The organism is Rhodobacter capsulatus, assembly GCF_052363185.1.
Classification (GTDB): Bacteria; Pseudomonadota; Alphaproteobacteria; order Rhodobacterales; family Rhodobacteraceae; genus Rhodobacter; species Rhodobacter capsulatus_E.
Map to the genome: position 1 here is coordinate 3,021,626 of NZ_CP198955.1, position 15,130 is coordinate 3,036,755.

Annotated in this window: 18 protein-coding genes; 8 read left to right on the forward strand and 10 right to left on the reverse strand. The window is 65.4% G+C overall.

The window, feature by feature from the left end:
* Nucleotides 1-103: 103 nt before the first annotated feature.
* Entirely contained in the window at nucleotides 104-520 is a 417-nt protein-coding gene (irrA, locus tag ACTTAG_RS14800; protein WP_444462979.1) for an iron response transcriptional regulator IrrA, read from the forward strand.
* Between the two features lie 318 nt (nucleotides 521-838).
* Here the strand turns inward: irrA and efp are convergent, their stop codons facing one another.
* The gene (gene efp / locus ACTTAG_RS14805; protein WP_444462980.1) at nucleotides 839-1,408 is read right to left on the reverse strand and encodes an elongation factor P; all 570 of its coding nucleotides are present in this window, start codon (nucleotides 1,406-1,408) and stop codon (nucleotides 839-841) included.
* Nucleotides 1,409-1,506: 98 nt separating this feature from the next.
* On the opposite strand from efp, the gene epmA reads away from it, so the two are divergent.
* Entirely contained in the window at nucleotides 1,507-2,556 is a 1,050-nt protein-coding gene (gene epmA / locus ACTTAG_RS14810; RefSeq protein WP_444462981.1) for an EF-P lysine aminoacylase EpmA, read from the forward strand.
* Here the strand turns inward: epmA and ACTTAG_RS14815 are convergent.
* From ACTTAG_RS14815 to ACTTAG_RS14830, 4 genes are all read right to left on the reverse strand, one after another.
* Nucleotides 2,544-2,912 (reverse strand): DUF2237 family protein, encoded by a 369-nt coding sequence (locus ACTTAG_RS14815; RefSeq protein ID WP_444462982.1) that lies wholly within the window; start codon nucleotides 2,910-2,912, stop codon nucleotides 2,544-2,546. The two genes, epmA and ACTTAG_RS14815, sit on opposite strands and share 13 nt — an antisense overlap.
* 12 nt (nucleotides 2,913-2,924) lie before the next feature.
* Nucleotides 2,925-4,088, reverse strand: a complete 1,164-nt coding sequence (locus ACTTAG_RS14820) for a serine hydrolase domain-containing protein (RefSeq protein ID WP_444462983.1) — start codon at nucleotides 4,086-4,088, stop codon at nucleotides 2,925-2,927.
* Nucleotides 4,089-4,208: 120 nt separating this feature from the next.
* Nucleotides 4,209-4,703 (reverse strand): MarR family winged helix-turn-helix transcriptional regulator, encoded by a 495-nt coding sequence (locus ACTTAG_RS14825; protein ID WP_051394428.1) that lies wholly within the window; start codon nucleotides 4,701-4,703, stop codon nucleotides 4,209-4,211.
* Nucleotides 4,704-4,834: 131 nt separating this feature from the next.
* Nucleotides 4,835-5,107, reverse strand: coding sequence for an FAD assembly factor SdhE (locus ACTTAG_RS14830; RefSeq protein ID WP_444462984.1), 273 nt, complete (start codon nucleotides 5,105-5,107; stop codon nucleotides 4,835-4,837).
* A 126-nt stretch (nucleotides 5,108-5,233) separates the two neighbouring features.
* Between ACTTAG_RS14830 and ACTTAG_RS14835 the strand changes: the two genes are divergently transcribed.
* Both ACTTAG_RS14835 and ACTTAG_RS14840 read left to right on the forward strand, forming a co-directional pair.
* Entirely contained in the window at nucleotides 5,234-6,436 is a 1,203-nt protein-coding gene (locus ACTTAG_RS14835) for a pyridoxal phosphate-dependent aminotransferase (RefSeq protein ID WP_444462985.1), read from the forward strand.
* A gap of 25 nt (nucleotides 6,437-6,461) precedes the next feature.
* On the forward strand, nucleotides 6,462-6,881 hold the full coding sequence (locus tag ACTTAG_RS14840; protein ID WP_444462986.1) for a hypothetical protein: 420 nt from the start codon (nucleotides 6,462-6,464) through the stop codon (nucleotides 6,879-6,881).
* Here ACTTAG_RS14840 and ACTTAG_RS14845 read toward each other — a convergent pair.
* The 5 genes from ACTTAG_RS14845 to ppk2 all read right to left on the reverse strand — a co-directional run bounded on the left by ACTTAG_RS14845 (nucleotide 6,878) and on the right by ppk2 (nucleotide 11,239).
* Entirely contained in the window at nucleotides 6,878-8,266 is a 1,389-nt protein-coding gene (locus tag ACTTAG_RS14845; RefSeq protein ID WP_444462987.1) for an MATE family efflux transporter, read from the reverse strand. The genes ACTTAG_RS14840 and ACTTAG_RS14845 overlap by 4 nt on opposite strands.
* A 41-nt stretch (nucleotides 8,267-8,307) precedes the next feature.
* Nucleotides 8,308-8,895: a cytochrome b/b6 domain-containing protein gene (locus ACTTAG_RS14850; RefSeq protein ID WP_444462988.1), complete on the reverse strand. Its 588-nt coding sequence runs from the start codon at nucleotides 8,893-8,895 to the stop codon at nucleotides 8,308-8,310.
* Between the two features lie 59 nt (nucleotides 8,896-8,954).
* A complete protein-coding gene (locus ACTTAG_RS14855; protein WP_444462989.1) occupies nucleotides 8,955-9,407 on the reverse strand; it encodes a c-type cytochrome in 453 nt (150 codons plus the stop codon).
* A 130-nt stretch (nucleotides 9,408-9,537) separates the two neighbouring features.
* On the reverse strand, nucleotides 9,538-10,188 hold the full coding sequence (locus tag ACTTAG_RS14860; protein ID WP_444462990.1) for an SAM-dependent methyltransferase: 651 nt from the start codon (nucleotides 10,186-10,188) through the stop codon (nucleotides 9,538-9,540).
* A 10-nt stretch (nucleotides 10,189-10,198) separates the two neighbouring features.
* Entirely contained in the window at nucleotides 10,199-11,239 is a 1,041-nt protein-coding gene (ppk2, locus tag ACTTAG_RS14865) for a polyphosphate kinase 2 (RefSeq protein ID WP_444462991.1), read from the reverse strand.
* A gap of 149 nt (nucleotides 11,240-11,388) precedes the next feature.
* Here ppk2 and ACTTAG_RS14870 point away from each other — a divergent pair, with 149 nt between their 5' ends.
* The 4 genes from ACTTAG_RS14870 to ACTTAG_RS14885 all read left to right on the forward strand — a co-directional run bounded on the left by ACTTAG_RS14870 (nucleotide 11,389) and on the right by ACTTAG_RS14885 (nucleotide 15,074).
* Nucleotides 11,389-11,997 (forward strand): glutathione S-transferase family protein, encoded by a 609-nt coding sequence (locus tag ACTTAG_RS14870; RefSeq protein ID WP_444462992.1) that lies wholly within the window; start codon nucleotides 11,389-11,391, stop codon nucleotides 11,995-11,997.
* A 169-nt stretch (nucleotides 11,998-12,166) separates the two neighbouring features.
* Entirely contained in the window at nucleotides 12,167-13,222 is a 1,056-nt protein-coding gene (gene prfA, locus ACTTAG_RS14875) for a peptide chain release factor 1 (protein WP_444462993.1), read from the forward strand.
* Nucleotides 13,219-14,049, forward strand: a complete 831-nt coding sequence (gene prmC, locus ACTTAG_RS14880; protein ID WP_444462994.1) for a peptide chain release factor N(5)-glutamine methyltransferase — start codon at nucleotides 13,219-13,221, stop codon at nucleotides 14,047-14,049. Before prfA ends, prmC begins: the two co-directional genes overlap by 4 nt.
* A gap of 266 nt (nucleotides 14,050-14,315) precedes the next feature.
* Nucleotides 14,316-15,074 (forward strand): DUF4167 domain-containing protein, encoded by a 759-nt coding sequence (locus ACTTAG_RS14885; RefSeq protein WP_444462995.1) that lies wholly within the window; start codon nucleotides 14,316-14,318, stop codon nucleotides 15,072-15,074.
* Nucleotides 15,075-15,130 lie beyond the last annotated feature (56 nt).

The following is a 15,130-nucleotide window of genomic DNA, read 5'->3' on the forward strand; positions in this document are numbered from 1 at the left end:
CAGGTGCAAGGCCCGCCCCCGCCCCCGGGGGTGCGTCAGAATCCCGTTGAAATGCGACGCCGGTTCAACTTATAATAGTTACAGGGAAAAAGGGTTTTCGATCATGAAGACGATGGCTCAGGAACGTGGACTGCGCTGGCTCGCCGCGGGCGGGCTGCGACCGACCCGGCAGCGGATGTCCTTGGCGTCGCTTCTGGTCGGCGACGGGATGAACCGGCATGTGACGGCCGAGGGGCTTTACGCCGCCGCCCGCGATGCCGGGGAAAAGGTCTCGCTCGCCACCGTCTACAACACGCTGCGCGCCTTTTGCGAGGCGGGCATCATGCATGAAATCACCGTCGATGCCGGGCGCAGCTATTTCGACACCCGGATGGACGATCACCCGCATTTCTTCTGGGAAGGCGAGAACCGGATCTCCGACGCCCCGGTCGAGGAACTGGAACTCGTCCGCGTGCCGAAAGCCCCCGAGGGGACGGAGATCAGCCGCGTCGATGTGGTGATCCGGCTGAAAAAGATCTGAGCACAACCGAATGCAGCAAAAGGCCGGGGGGTTCCCCGGCCTTTTGCATGTCGGCCCGCAACGGCGGTCTGCCAGTGGCAGACCGCGCGGGACGATTGCCCGAAGGCGCAAGCCGCAGGGCAAGGGGCCAGACGCAAGACTGAGGGTTGAAAATCGGGCCGCGCCTGACTGGGCTGGCGCGGAAACGCGCCTGCCACGGGCAGGCAGGCGCGGCCCGATTTGTCACGGGCCAAATCGGGCAAAGTCCCGGCCGGACCCACGCCCCCAAACCAAAAGGCACCCCTCAGGGTGCCTGATGCTGACGACTGTGCGAGAGGATCACTCCTTGGAACGTTCCACATAGGAGGTGTCGGCGGTGTTGATGATGATCTTCGTGCCCACGCCGATATGCGGCGGCACCATCACGCGGATACCCCCGGTGCACATCGCGGGCTTGTAGGACGAGGACGCCGTCTGCCCCTTCACCACCGGCTCGGTCTCTTCGACTTCGACCGTCACCTTTTGCGGCAGTTCGATCGACAGCGCCACGCCTTCATGCGTCAGCAGCCAGACCCGGATCCCGTCGCGCAGGTGCACCTTGGCATCGCCCACCACATCTTCCGACACGGTGATCTGGTCATAGGTCTCGGGGTTCATGAAGTGGAAGCCCTCGCCATCCTCATAAAGGAAGTCGAATTCGTTCTCGTCCACATGGGCCTTTTCCACGCTGTCCACGGTGCGCCAGCGTTCCGACACCTTCACCCCGTCCGAAATCCGGCGCATCTCGACCTGCGTCACCGAGTTGCCCTTGCCCGGGTGGATGTTTTCGGCGGTCAGCACGATGTACAGCACACCGTCCATGTCGACGACGTTGCCCTTGCGCAGCGAAGAGGCGATGACTTTGGCCATTTGAGGTTCCTTGAATGGGGTCTAAGACAGGCTCTGGCGCCCGGATGGCGAAGCGCCTAAACCATCGCGAGCCGTATTTCCAGCAAAAAGCCCCGAAAATGAGCCAAACGCCCTGGTGGAGCCCCTCCCGTCACGCCGACCGCCGCCCGGCGCTTCTGGCGCGTGCCCGCATTCAGGCCGCTTTGCGTGGCTGGCTCAGCGATCACGCCTTCCTTGAAGTCGATCCGGTGGCGCTGCAGGTCAGCCCCGGCAACGAGGCGCATCTGCACGGCTTTGCCACCACCGCCATCGGCAATGATGGCGCGGGCGTGCCGATGTATCTGCATACCAGCCCCGAATTCGCGATGAAGAAACTGCTGGCCGCCGGGGAAACCCGGATCGCCGCCTTTGCCCATGTCTGGCGCAACCGCGAGCGCGGGGCCCTGCATTCGCCCGAATTCACCATGCTGGAATGGTATCGGGTGGGCGAGGAGTACACCGTGCTGATGCAGGACTGCGCCGATTTCCTGCGCCTTGCGGCGACGGCCGCGGGCAGCGGCGTGCTGCGCTACAGGGGGCATGAATGCGACCCTTTCGCGACGCCCGAACGGCTTTCGGTCGCGGAGGCGTTTCAGCGCCATGCGGGCATCGACCTTCTGGCCACCTGCGGGGCGGATGGGTCGACCGATGCCGAGGGGCTACGGGCGCAGGCCCGCGCCGCCGGGATCAGGGTCGGCGACGCGGATACCTGGTCGCTGATGTTGTCCAAGGTGCTGGTCGAAAAGGTCGAGCCGCATCTGGGCCATGGCCGGGCGACGATTCTGGACCGTTATCCGGTGGCCGAAGCCGCGCTGGCCCGTCCCGCCCCCGATGATGGCCGCGTCGCCGAACGCTTCGAGCTTTACGCCTGCGGGGTGGAACTGGCGAATGGCTTTGGCGAATTGACCAATGCCGCCGAACAACGCCTGCGCTTCGAGGCCGAGATGGAGGAGAAAGCCCGCATCTATGGCGAGCGCTACCCGATCGACGAGGATTTTCTGGCGGCGCTGGCACAGATGCCCGCGGCGAGCGGCATTGCGATGGGGTTTGACCGGCTGGTCATGCTTGCCACCTCGGCACCGCGGATTGATGACGTGATCTGGACGCCGGTTTCGGATCAGATCGCGTAAAGCCGCAGAACCTCGAGCGGCACCACCTCCAGCGTGCGGCGATGCGTGGCCTCCAGCCGGATCTCGGGGGCGCAGCCCTCGTCATGCGCCAGCAGAAAGCGGCTGGCACACAGACACCAGCGATCGCCGGGCTTCAGCCCCGCAAAATCATGCTCGGGCCGCGGCGTCGACAGATCATTGCCGACATAGGCCGACCAGGCCAGGAATTCCGCCGTCATCACCGCGCAGACCGAATGCAGCCCGCGATCCTCCCAGCAGGTGTTGCAATGGCCGTCGCGAAAGAAGCCGGTCTTCGGCGCCATCGAACAGGCCTCCAGCGGCCCGCCCAGCACATTGACCGAAGGTTCCATTTCCATGCGATCCCCCTTTCAGGGGCCAGCCTGCGCCAGTTGCCGGAACATCGCAAGGTTTTCATCGGTCACCCCCGCCGCGGCAAAGCCGAGATCGACGGCATTGACCGCGATGACCACTTTGCGGGCGGGATTGATGTAGATGAACTGCCCATAGATCCCCTGGGCCATGTAATCCTTGCCGAAATCGGCATTGTCCTTGGGCACCCACCATTGATAGCCATAACCCGCCCCATCCGCCGCCTGATGTGATGTCGAGGCCGCAACCCAATCGGCGGGCACGATCTGGCGGCCGTTCCAGAAACCGCTTTGCAGGAACATCTGCCCGATGCGCGCATAATCGCGGCTGCGCAGATTGAGCCCGCCCAGCACGAAGCCCGTCCCCTCGCCATCGGTCAGCATCACCGGGCTCGCCTCCAGCCCCATAGGCTGAATGATCCGTTCCGCCATCAGATCGACCGGATCGCGCCCGGTCGCGCCCTTGATCACCATCCCCAGAACATGCGTATCGACCGAGACATAATGCATGTGGTGGCCCGGCTCGGTGTCGCGGGTCTTGAGCGAGGCGGCAAAGCCGTCCATCGAGCCGCCCAGCCCCAGCACCCGCCCCATCCGGTTGATGTCGCTTGAAAATTTCATGTAATCTTCGTCGAAATGCACGCCCGAGGTCATCGTGAGCACATCGCGGATGCTGACGCCGTCATAGGCCGAGCCCCTGAGCGCGGGCACGAAATCGACCACCTGCGCGTCCAGATCGGGGATGGCCCCTTCGGCCACCAGCGTCCCGAACAGCGCCGAGAGCACCGATTTCGCCATCGACCAGCTGATCCGCAGATCCTCGGGCCCGGTGCCCTTGTAATAGCGCTCATAGGTGATCTGGCCATCGCGCAGGATGACAAGCGCCGTCACGGCGCGACGGTTGACCCAGTCCTCGGCATCAGGGGGCAGGGTTTCGGGCACGCCCCTGGGCAGCGCCGAGACCGGCCCGGGGCCGCGATCCAGCACCCGGGAATGGAACAGCCGGTCCATCTGCGAGAAATTCGCGACGATCCGGCTTTCGTCGAACAGCGTCTGCACCGCCATCAGCCGGGCGATATCGGCGCGCTTCACATAGGCCGCGCCCGCGCCAATCAGGAGCAGCACCAGAAGAATGCGCAATAAGATGCGCAGAAAACGCCGCATGATCCCTTCCCCAAGGTCCGGCCCGCCCGGAGGCCTGAACGCCGGCCGGACCGGCAAAGCAAAGCACGCCGCCTGCCCGGGGGGCAAGCGGCGCCATGCAACCTTCCGCTGCGTCAGCCGTCAGTAGATGTAGCGGATCTGATCCGACCAGTAGCGCTCCATCCGGCGCAGGGTGCGGTTCATCTCGTCCATCGCGTCAAGCGTGATCACGTTGCGCGCATCCATGCCCTTGGCATGGCGTTCGAACAGCGCCGTGACCCGCTCGCGCAGATCGACGCCCTTCGCGGTCAGCTTGACCCGGACCGAGCGGCGGTCGATTTCGCAGCGCTGGTGGTGCATGTAGCCGCATTCCACCAGCTTCTTCAGGTTGTAGCTGACATTCGAGCCCTGATAGTAACCGCGCGTCTTCAGTTCGCCCGCGGTCACCTCGTTCTCGCCGATGTTGAACAGCAAAAGCGCCTGCACCGGGTTGATTTCCAAAATCCCCAGCCGCTCGAATTCGTCCTTGATCACGTCCAAAAGCAGACGATGCAGACGTTCGACCAGAGACAGACTGTCCAGATAGCAGGACATGATACCGGGAGAGGCGCCTTCTTCCGTTCCGGGCGCTTTCATCGGGGTTTGAAATGACATTCGGTTCTCCGCCAGCCTCGCTTCCTGAGGGCACTTTGGCGGCAAAACCCGAAAATACGGTTAAACCCGGACGAAGTTTCGGAAATTCGTCACAATTTCTGCAAGATAGCGCCTCAGCCCCGGGACAGCTTGCCCTGCATGAAGGCCGAGATTTCCGCAAACAAATCAACATATTGTGGCGGGCACGGCTGGGCCCCCGAGAACCAGGGGTAGAGGTCCTGGTCATTTTCCTCCAGCAGGGTGTCAAAGAGATCGAGCTTTGCGGTATCGAATCCTTCAAGCTTCGCATCGGCATAGGGCCCCAGAATCAGGTCCATCTCGCGGATGCCGCGGCGCCAGCTGCGCATCTTCATCCGCTTGATCCGGGCTTCGTGCGTTTCGCTCATGATCCGACCTTCCCTTGCCGTCCGTGCCCCTGCCTTGCACCCCTCAACCCCGCCCGTCAACTGCGTTTTCCTTGAACGCCTGCCCCCGCGCGCGTAAGGAGGGGCGACCCAGATCAGGAGCCCGCCATGGCCTTTTTGTCCGATACGCTTGCGCGCGTGAAACCCTCGCCCACCATCGCGGTGACCAACAAGGCGCGCGAGCTGGCCGAGGCCGGGCGCGACGTGATCGGCCTTGGCGCGGGCGAGCCCGATTTCGACACGCCCGCCCATATCAAGGCGGCGGCGATTGCGGCGATCGAGGCAGGCCGCACCAAATACACCGCCGTCGATGGCATCCCCGAGCTGAAAAAGGCGATCTGCGCCAAATTCGAACGCGAAAACGGGCTCAGCTACAAGCCGAGCCAGATCACCGTCGCCTCGGGCGGCAAGCAGGTGCTTTACAATGCGCTGGTGGCCACGCTGAACCCGGGCGACGAGGTGATCATCCCCGCGCCCTATTGGGTCAGCTATCCCGACATGGTTCTGCTGGCGGGCGGCACCCCGGTCTTTGTCGAGGGGCGGATGGAAGCGGGCTACAAGATCAGCGCCGCCGACCTTGAGGCTGCGATCACGCCGCAGACGAAATGGGTCATTTTCAACTCGCCCTCGAACCCCTCGGGCGCGGCCTATACCCGCGACGAGCTGAAGGCGCTGACCGAGGTGCTGCTGCGCCACCCCCATGTCTGGGTGATGTCGGATGACATGTATGAACATCTGGTGTTCGGGGGCTTCACCTTCACCACCCCCGCGCAGGTCGAGCCCGGGCTTTACGACCGCACGCTGACCTGCAACGGCGTCTCGAAAGCCTATGCGATGACCGGCTGGCGGATCGGCTATGCGGGCGGGCCCGAGGCGCTGATCAAGGCGATGGCCAAGGTGCAGTCGCAATCGACCTCGAACCCCTGTTCGATCAGCCAATATGCCGCCGTCGCCGCGCTGAACGGACCGCAGGATTACATCACCGAAAGCCGCGTCGCGTTCGAGCGCCGCCGCGATCTGGTGGTGGCGGCGCTGAACCAATGCCCCGGCATCACCTGCCCCACGCCCGAGGGGGCGTTTTACGTCTACCCCTCGATCGCCGGGCTGATCGGCAAGACCTCGGCCGCAGGGGTGAAAATCACCGATGACGAGACCTTTGCCACGGCATTGCTTGAGGAAACCGGTGTCGCCGTCGTCTTCGGCGCGGCCTTCGGCCTTTCGCCCGCGTTCCGCATCAGCTACGCTACCTCGGACGCGGCGCTGGCGGATGCCTGCGCGCGGATCAAGGCCTTCTGCGAAGGGCTGAAATAAGGCCGAACGGCCCGGGGAGGTTGCGATGGCCGGGGATTTGCCCGAATATTATTTCCGCATCCGCGACAATGGCGCGGCAGTGTTTCGGGTCGATACCGAAAACCGTCAGCGTCGGATCGAGATGGAGCAGATCGCCGTCGTCAACGTCAAGAATGGCGAGATCAAGGCGCAGGGCGACCGCAAGCTGACGCCCGGTGACCTGCGCGAGATCGAGGCCTGGATGGCGAAGCGCATCGCCACCCTTGCGGCGCGGGATGTCGATGACATCCTGCGCACCGTCGATCATCTGAACCTGACCACGCATTGGGTGCAGTCGAAGGCCAGCGATGCCCAGCTGGACGAGGTCACCGATCCGCTGTTGCTGGCGATGCATGATCTGCGCTCGGTTCTGGTGCGCAAGAAGGCCGAGCGGATGATGAAATCCGACCCCGAGGGGCAGGATTAAGCGCCGGCCGCCGCCCCGGTCAGCCAGGGCCCGCGCCAGAACCGCACCATCAGCGTGAGACCGACACAGGCCAGCCCGATCACCAGACCCAGCCAAAGCCCGATCCCGCCCAGATCAAGCCGGAACGCCAGGAGGTAGCTGGCAGGCACGCCCACAAGCCAATAGCTGATCGTGGCGATCACCATCGGCACCCGGGTATCATGCACACCCCGAAGCAGGCCCAGCGCCATCACCTGCGCCGCATCGAAGAGCTGGAACAGCCCGGCAACGGCCAGAAGCTGCGCCCCGAAAACCAGGATCTCGGCCGCCTCGGGCTTGGTGCGGTCCACAAACAGCCCGATCAGCGGCTCGGGGATCGCCAGAAAGACCGCGATCGTCCCCCCGGCAAAGACCCCCGACATCAGCACCGCCGCCTTCGCCCCCGCCCGCAGCCGCGCGCGATCGCCCGCGCCGAAAGCATGGCCCGCCCGGACCGTGGCCGCATTCGACAGCCCCATATGGATCATGAAGGTCAGCGAGGCGAGTTCAAGCGCGATCCCATGCGCCGCCAGCTGCACCGTGCCCAGCCAGCCCATCATCAAGGCCGAGGCCTGAAACAGCCCCGCTTCCGACAGATGCGTCAGCCCCGCGGGCAGGCCCAGCCGGACCACGGCCCGCATCGCCTCCCAATCCGGGCGCCAGAACCGGGTGAACAGCTGGATCTGCCGCAGCTTCGGGTGAAAGGCCGCATAGGCGGCCAGCAACAGCGCCGAGATCGCCTGCACCAGCACCGAGGAGAGCGCCGCCCCCTGCACCCCCATCTCGGGCGCGCCGAAATTCCCGAAGATGAAGGCCCAGTTGCCCAGAATGTTGACGCCCACGCCCAGAATGGTGATCCACATCACCACCTGCGCGCGATGTTGCGCCCCCAGATAGGCACGCAGCACCGCCACGACCAGCGCCGGCACCAGACCGAAAGCGGCAATCGACAGGAACTCGGTGGCGAGCGCGGTCAGATGCGGGTCCTGCCCCAGCGCGCGCAGGATCGGCGTCGCGGCAAACATCACCGGCATCGCGACGAGCCCATAACCGATCGAGACCCAAAGCCCCATCCGCGTGTCGCGGCGCAGCTGCGTGACATTGCCCGCGCCCAGCGCCGCGGAAATCCGCCCCATCAGCGCATAGGAAAAGCCCGAGCCGAGGATGAACAGGAAAAAGAAGAACGACGAGCCCAGCACGACCGCGGCAAGTTCGGCCACCCCATACCAGCCCAGCATGATCGTGTCGGTGACGTGAAGCGCCATCTGGGCAACGTTGGAGCCGATCATCGGCAAGCCCAGAACCAGAGTGGCGCGGATATTGGCGGCAAGGCCGGATTGCCCTGCGGGAGAGGTAACCTGTGTCATACCCGCAGGTTAGCGCGGAAGCCCGCCGCCGTCCATATGGCTCAGCCGCGGCGGCGCCCGGTGATCATCGGCGTGATCAGGTCTTCGCGTTTCCAGATCTTGTAAAACCAGATCGCCGCGACATGCAGCCCGACCAGCGCCAGAATCAGCGGCGCAAAGGTCTTGTGCCAGCCCAGCACCAGCTTGTTCACGTCTTCCGAGACATAGCCCGACAGCGGGCCCATGTTCACATAATCATCGGTGCCGACGAAGAGCCCGGTGACGACCTGCAGGCCAAGCAGCACCAGCATCGCCACGACCGACCAGCCGCCCAGCGGGTTATGGCCCGCCGCATGGCTCGGCTTGCGGGCAGGCAGGGTGGCGATGTAGCGCAGCACCGGCCCCGGCCCGGTGACGAAACTGGCAAATCGCGCCGTGCGCGGGCCGACGAAGCCCCAAAGCAGGCGGATCAGCAAAAGCCCGCCCACCGCATAGCCCAGCCAGAAATGCAGCGTCATGATGTCGGGGCCGAATTCCCCCAAAATCCAGGCCGCAACGACGCAGAGCATCAGCGCCCAGTGGAATACCCGCACCAGCGGGTCCCAGATCATCGGGCGGGTCTCGGCGGGGCTGTCGGTCATGTCGGTCATCGGGGAACGCCTTCAACGGAAAGGAAAAAGGGCGAGGGTCTCCCCCCGCCCCGGGCAGATCACTCTTCTTCGCGATAGTCGTCGTGGCAGGCCTTGCAGGTGCCGCCCAGCTTTTGCAACGCCGGGCCGAAGGCCGCGCCGTCGCCCGCATTGGCCGCCGCGATCACCGCCGCGCCCGCTTCATGCATGGCTTTGCCCTTGGCGCCGAAATCCGCCATGTTTTCCCAGATCGCGGCCTTGGCCTCGGTCTCGCCGGGCAGATCGGTGCTCGAGGTGCCCGCCGGGAACAGCGGCGCGACATCGGTGGCGAGGATCTTTTCAAGCTTGGCCGCTTCGGCTTTCGCGGCTTCGGCGTCGAAGGCCTTGGCCACGCCCGTCATCGCCTTCATCGAGCCGCCGAGCGACTTGAAATAGGCCTCACGGGCTTCGAGAACCTCTTTGACATCAGAGGCATAAGCCGCAGAGCCCAAAGCGAGGGCGGCCACCGGCAGTACGAGAAGGAATTTGCGCATGCGTCATCTCCTGAAAGGTTTGGGGTCAGTGCATCGAGCCTACTAAACGCACGACAGGCACGGTTCCGTCTATGGCGACGACAATAAATTGTCTGTGACGAGATCACAGGGCGGGATCACAGCCGCGGCATCAGCCCGCGGGCTTGCGCGCCACAAGGTCGATCAGCGCCGCGGGGCCGCTGTGTCCGGGCCCCTCGGCCAGCACCGCGTCGTAATCGCCCTGATGCCGGATGTCCCAGCCGGGAAAAGCCGCGCGCAGCAGATCGAGCGTCCAGAGCTGCTCCGCGACCTTCGGCCCGCCCGAGGCATGGGCCAATTGCCGCACCGAAAAACCGTGCAAAAACAAAAGCCCACCCGGTTTCAGCGCCTGGGCCATGCCGCGAAAGATCGCCCGGCGCAGCGCGGGCGGGGCGAATTGGATGAAGACGCCGAAGACCGCGTCATAGGCAGCGACCGGCCAGATGAAGCGGGCCAGATCCGCCTGTTCGGTGGTCAGGCTCACCCCCCGCGCGGCGGCCAGCCTTTGCGCCTTGGCCAGCGCCGGAGCCGAGCCATCCAGCGCATGGACGCACAGACCCTGTGCAGCCAGCCACACCGCATTGCGCCCCTCGCCCTCGGCGACCGAAAGCACCTGCGCGCCCTGCGCCAGCCGCCAGGCCTGCGCCGCGACAAAGCCCGCCGGTTCGGTGCCGTAAAAATAGTCTTCGCCCGAAAACCGTTCGTCCCACATGATCCGCCCCCATTGCCCCGGCCGCAAGATGGGCCGGGGGCGGGGCGTCATGCAAGGGCCTTCACGCTTTCGTCCTTGCCGTGACCCCGCGTTTTTGCGGATGTTGCGCGCTGGCCAGAATATGCGCCGCGCCATGCACGACATGGCTCGCATGGCCGACGATCAGCGGATCGGGGGGCGTGACGATCGCCGGATCCTTGTCGGGATAGTCGAGCGAGGACAGGAAATGCTTCATGCAATTCAGCCGCGCCCGCTTCTTGTCGTTCGACTTGATGATCACCCAGGGCGCGTCGGCGGTGTCGGTGTAAAAGAACATCGCCTCCTTCGCCTCGGTGTAATCGTCCCATTTGTCGAGCGAGGCCATGTCGATCGGCGACAGTTTCCAGCGCTTGAGCGGATCTGTCGCGCGTTCGGTAAAGCGCCGCCGCTGCTCCTCGCGGCTGACGGAAAACCAGTATTTGTAAAGCCTTATGCCAGAGCGGACCAGCATGCGTTCGAATTCGGGCGCCTGGCGCATGAATTCCAGATATTCGGTGGGGGCGCAAAAGCCCATCACCCGTTCGACCCCTGCGCGGTTGTACCAGCTGCGGTCGTAAAACACCATTTCGCCCGCAGTGGGCAGCCAGCGCACATAGCGCTGGAAATACCACTGCCCGCGTTCCTCGTCCGAGGGTTTGTTCAGCGCCACCACCCGGGCAAAGCGCGGATTGAGATGTTCGGTGTAGCGCTTGATCGTGCCGCCCTTGCCCGCGGCATCACGCCCCTCGAACAGGATCACGAATTTCTCGCCCGTCTCCTGCGCCCAGCGCTGCACCTTAAGCAACTCGGCCTGCAACAGCGCCTTTTCCTTCTCATAGGCGACGCGGCCCAGGCGGTGCGGATAGGGATATTTGCCGCTCTCGAAGGTGCGGCGGACCGTGGCGGCATCCAGCGTGGGAAATTCCTGCGGCCCGGTCAGCGCGGCACTTTCCCCCGCAGCAGGTTCCGGCGCGGCTTCGGGCAGGGGCGCGGGCGCGGCGTCCGGGGCTTGCGGCAGCGCAACCTCGGAAAGCGGTGGCTCGGCCACGGCCTGCGGCCCTCCCACACTGACATGATCTTCCATGCGCAACCCTCCCTGCTGACTTTCCGACCGTGGCAGACAAAGGTGAAAATCGCCTTGATGCGTGTCAAGAAACCGTCATCCGACAGTTGCATTTTCCGCCTTTCCTCTGCCCCGATCCCGGCGCAGCATGGGGCAAACAGGAGGGACCGATGATCACACTTTACGGCATGTATCGTTCGCGCGCGACGCGCAACATCTGGGCGGCGACGGAACTGGGGCTGGACTGGCGTCTCAAACCCGTGATCCAGGCCTATCGGCTGGAGGCGCAGGGGATCGACCCCGCCCATCCCGAAGCGCCCTTCAACACCCGCACCCCGGAATTCCTGAAGCTGTCGCCCGCGGGCGCGATCCCGGTGATGGAAGATGCGGGGCTGGTGCTTTCGGAATCGCTCGCGATCAACCTTTACATGGCGAAAAAGGCGGGCGGGCCGCTCGCGCCGAAAGACCTGCGCGAAGAGGCGCAGATGCTGCAATGGGCGCTTTACGGCGCCACCGCGATCGAGAGCCCGGCGCTCGACATTTCCTTCGCCTATGCGCGGGGCGAGGCCGCCACCGAAAACGGCGAGGCGAAGATCGCCGCCGCCACCGCGCAGCTGCAGCGCCCGTTCAAGGCGCTGGAAACCCATCTGGCCGCGCATAGCCACATGGTCGGCGGGCGCTTCACCGTGGCCGACATCAACATGGCCGAGATCGTCCGGTATGCCCCAGGCCCACGCCGGGCTGATGGCGCAATTCCCGCGTCTGAGCGGCTGGCTTGATCTGTGCCAAAGCCGCCCCGCCTTCCGCGACCTGATGGAAAAACGCGCCGCCGAACCGGCATGAGCAAGCCCGCGCGCTGCTTTTTCTTGGGGAAAATACGCCGGGGGTGCGGGGGCAGCGCCCCCCGCCCGCCCTTGACCCAGAGCCCGGTCTCGGTCAGATGAACCCATGGTTCCGCTCGACAAACTTGCCCAGATCACCGCCCGTTTCGAGTTTCTCGAAGCGAAGCTGAACACGGCGCTGCCGCCCGCGGAAATCGCCGCGCTCTCGCGTGAATACAGCGAGCTGCGCCCGGTCGCGGCCGAAATCGCCGCCTATCGCCAGTCGCTCGACGATCTGGCCGAGGCCGAGGGCTGGCTCTCCGACCCCGAGATGAAGGCCTTGGCCGAGGAAGAGCTGCCCCGGCTGAAAGCCCGCATCCCCGAAATGGAACAGGCGCTGCGGCTCGCCCTTTTGCCCAAAGACGCCGCCGATGCCCGCCCGGCGATCCTGGAAATCCGCCCCGGAACCGGGGGCGAGGAAGCGGCCCTTTTCGCCCATGACCTGTGGCGGATGTATGAACGCCATGCCGAAAAGATGGGCTGGCGCTTTGAGCGGCTCGAATTCACCCCCACGGAACTCGGCGGGCTCAAGGAAGCCATGGCCCGGATCGAGGGCGAAGGCGTCTTTGCCCGGCTGAAATACGAATCCGGCGTGCACCGGGTGCAGCGCGTGCCCGAAACCGAAGCGGGCGGGCGCATCCACACCTCGGCGGCGACGGTCGCCGTGCTGCCCGAGGCCGAAGAGGTCGACATCGACATTCCGGCCAGTGACATCCGCATCGACACGATGCGGTCTTCGGGCGCGGGCGGCCAGCATGTCAACACCACCGATTCCGCGGTGCGCATCACCCATTTGCCCAGCGGCATCGTCGTGACCTCGTCCGAAAAAAGCCAGCACCAGAACCGCGCCAATGCCATGGCCGTCCTGCGGGCAAGGCTTTACGAGATCGAACGCGACCGTCTGGCCAGTGAACGCGCCGAGAACCGGCGCGCGCAGGTGGGCTCGGGCGATCGCTCGGAACGCATCCGCACCTACAACTTCCCGCAGGGGCGGATGACCGATCACCGCATCAACCTGACGCTTTATGCCCTGCCGCAGATCCTCGCGGGGGATCTGGGCGAGGTGATTGATGCGCTGATCACCCATGATCAGGCGGCCAAACTGGCGGAGATGGACGAATGAAGGCACAGATTGCGCTGATGCTGGCCACGCGCCAGCTGGAAGGCGCGGGCATCCGCGGCGCCGCCACCGATGCCCGCCGCCTGCTCGCCCATGTGATGGATGTTCCGGCCGAGCGGCTTTACCTGTCGATCCATTCCGAATTGTCGGAAGACCGCCACAAGCATTATCTCAAATGCCTGGCCGCCCGCGAGGCGCGCCAGCCGGTGGCGCAGATCATCGGCCACCGGGCGTTCTGGAAACACGACTTCCGGGTGACGCGCGCGACGCTCGACCCCCGCCCCGAAACCGAATTGCTGGTCGAAGTGGCGCTGGAAGCCCCGTTCGAGCGGGTTCTGGATCTGGGCACCGGCACCGGCTGCATCCTGCTCAGCCTTCTGGCGGAACGGCCCGCGGCGCAGGGCGTCGCCACCGACATTTCCGAAGCCGCGCTGGCCGTGGCGCAGGAAAACGCCGAGCGGCTCAGCCTGCATGAGCGCGCCCATTTCGTGCTGGGCGACTGGTTTCACGGCGTCGAGGGGCGGTTCGATCTGATCGTCTCGAACCCGCCCTATATCACCGAGGCCGAGATGGCCGAGCTTGCCCCCGATGTGCGCGACTGGGAACCGCATGCGGCGCTGACGCCCGGCGGCGACGGGCTTGGCGCCTATCGCGCCATTGCCTTTGGCGCCTTTGCCCGGCTCAAGCCCGGCGGACGGATCGCGCTCGAGATCGGTCCGACCCAGGCGGCGGCAGTTTCGGCGATGCTCACCGCGCAGGGCTTCGCCGCGGTCGAGGTGCGTCAGGATCTGGGCCGCCGCGACCGCGTGGTGCTGGCGCATCGGCCCTGAGCCCCTCCGAAACGCGATTTTCTGCCGCAATCCACAGATTTTCACGATCTTTTCCCGCCTCCGGGCCGATTCCGTCTTGCACCGCGCCCGCCGAAGTGTTTACTGCAAGCGCGTGCGGGGATGATTTCAGTCGTCCCCCGGTCAGCTTCCTTCCAGGGTCGGTTCCGGGCGCAGGCGTTGCCTGCGGGTTTCGGGCGCCGACAGCGGGCGCGTAACTCCGGTCCGGCCCAGACCTTCACCCGCAAGGGTCCAACAGACGCAGGCTCATGAGATCCTCCAAGTCCCGTTCGCGCAACAAGTCGAACCGCCAGCGCAGCATCGGCAATATCATCAACCGGGTCTTCGACAGCTCCGGCCCCGAGGGCAAGGTGCGGGGCACGCCCCAGCAGATCATCGAGAAATATCTGGCGCTGGCGCGCGACGCGCAGCTGGGCAATGACCGCGTGGCGGAACAGAATTTCCTGCAGCATGCGGAACATTACACCCGCATGCTGGGCGAGGCGCAGCGCGAACTGGCCCGCGAACAGGAAGAGCGCAGCCGCAATTACCAGCAAAACGGCAACCAGAGCGGCGGCAACGCGCAGCAGGGCGGCCAGAACGGCAATGGCAACGGGAATGGCTATCGCGACCGGGCCGAGCGCGAACCGCGCGAGCCGCAGCCCGAGGTTGCCCGCTTCGAGGAAACGCCGCAGCCCCGCTACGATGGCGCGCCGGTGATGATGCCCGATTTCTTCGCCGCCGCCGAAGACGACGGCCCGGGCCTGGTCGAGACGCCGGAAACGCGCCAGACCGAAGCGCCGCGGCCCGAAAAGCGCGCCCCCGCGCCGCGCCCGGTCGAGGTCGAGACCGTCGCCGCCGAAGCCGAGGCCCCGCCCGCCGAGCCCGCCCCGGCCAAGGCGCCGAAATCCGCCAGCGGCGAAGGCGCTCCGAAGCCGCGCAACCGCGCCCCGCGCAAGCCGCGCACGGAAAAGCCCAAGGCCGAACGGGTCGCCGAAGCGCCGCCCGAAGGCTCCGCCGCCGAATGAAAAAACCGCGCCTTCGGGCGCGGTTTTCGTTTCAGCCAGTCGTTTTAGCCAGCCGG

Bases quoted from the DNA above. Each gene is read 5' to 3' on its own strand.
- irrA (WP_444462979.1), top strand. From the start codon at position 104: ATGAAGACGATGGCTCAGGAACGTGGACTGCGCTGGCTCGCCGCGGGC.
- efp (WP_444462980.1), bottom strand. From the start codon at position 1,408: ATGGCCAAAGTCATCGCCTCTTCGCTGCGCAAGGGCAACGTCGTCGAC.
- epmA (WP_444462981.1), top strand. From the start codon at position 1,507: ATGAGCCAAACGCCCTGGTGGAGCCCCTCCCGTCACGCCGACCGCCGC.
- ACTTAG_RS14815 (WP_444462982.1), bottom strand. From the start codon at position 2,912: ATGGAAATGGAACCTTCGGTCAATGTGCTGGGCGGGCCGCTGGAGGCC.
- ACTTAG_RS14820 (WP_444462983.1), bottom strand. From the start codon at position 4,088: ATGCGGCGTTTTCTGCGCATCTTATTGCGCATTCTTCTGGTGCTGCTC.
- ACTTAG_RS14825 (WP_051394428.1), bottom strand. From the start codon at position 4,703: ATGAAAGCGCCCGGAACGGAAGAAGGCGCCTCTCCCGGTATCATGTCC.
- ACTTAG_RS14830 (WP_444462984.1), bottom strand. From the start codon at position 5,107: ATGAGCGAAACGCACGAAGCCCGGATCAAGCGGATGAAGATGCGCAGC.
- ACTTAG_RS14835 (WP_444462985.1), top strand. From the start codon at position 5,234: ATGGCCTTTTTGTCCGATACGCTTGCGCGCGTGAAACCCTCGCCCACC.
- ACTTAG_RS14840 (WP_444462986.1), top strand. From the start codon at position 6,462: ATGGCCGGGGATTTGCCCGAATATTATTTCCGCATCCGCGACAATGGC.
- ACTTAG_RS14845 (WP_444462987.1), bottom strand. From the start codon at position 8,266: ATGACACAGGTTACCTCTCCCGCAGGGCAATCCGGCCTTGCCGCCAAT.
- ACTTAG_RS14850 (WP_444462988.1), bottom strand. From the start codon at position 8,895: ATGACCGACATGACCGACAGCCCCGCCGAGACCCGCCCGATGATCTGG.
- ACTTAG_RS14855 (WP_444462989.1), bottom strand. From the start codon at position 9,407: ATGCGCAAATTCCTTCTCGTACTGCCGGTGGCCGCCCTCGCTTTGGGC.
- ACTTAG_RS14860 (WP_444462990.1), bottom strand. From the start codon at position 10,188: ATGACGCCCCGCCCCCGGCCCATCTTGCGGCCGGGGCAATGGGGGCGG.
- ppk2 (WP_444462991.1), bottom strand. From the start codon at position 11,239: ATGGAAGATCATGTCAGTGTGGGAGGGCCGCAGGCCGTGGCCGAGCCA.
- ACTTAG_RS14870 (WP_444462992.1), top strand. From the start codon at position 11,389: ATGATCACACTTTACGGCATGTATCGTTCGCGCGCGACGCGCAACATC.
- prfA (WP_444462993.1), top strand. From the start codon at position 12,167: ATGGTTCCGCTCGACAAACTTGCCCAGATCACCGCCCGTTTCGAGTTT.
- prmC (WP_444462994.1), top strand. From the start codon at position 13,219: ATGAAGGCACAGATTGCGCTGATGCTGGCCACGCGCCAGCTGGAAGGC.
- ACTTAG_RS14885 (WP_444462995.1), top strand. From the start codon at position 14,316: ATGAGATCCTCCAAGTCCCGTTCGCGCAACAAGTCGAACCGCCAGCGC.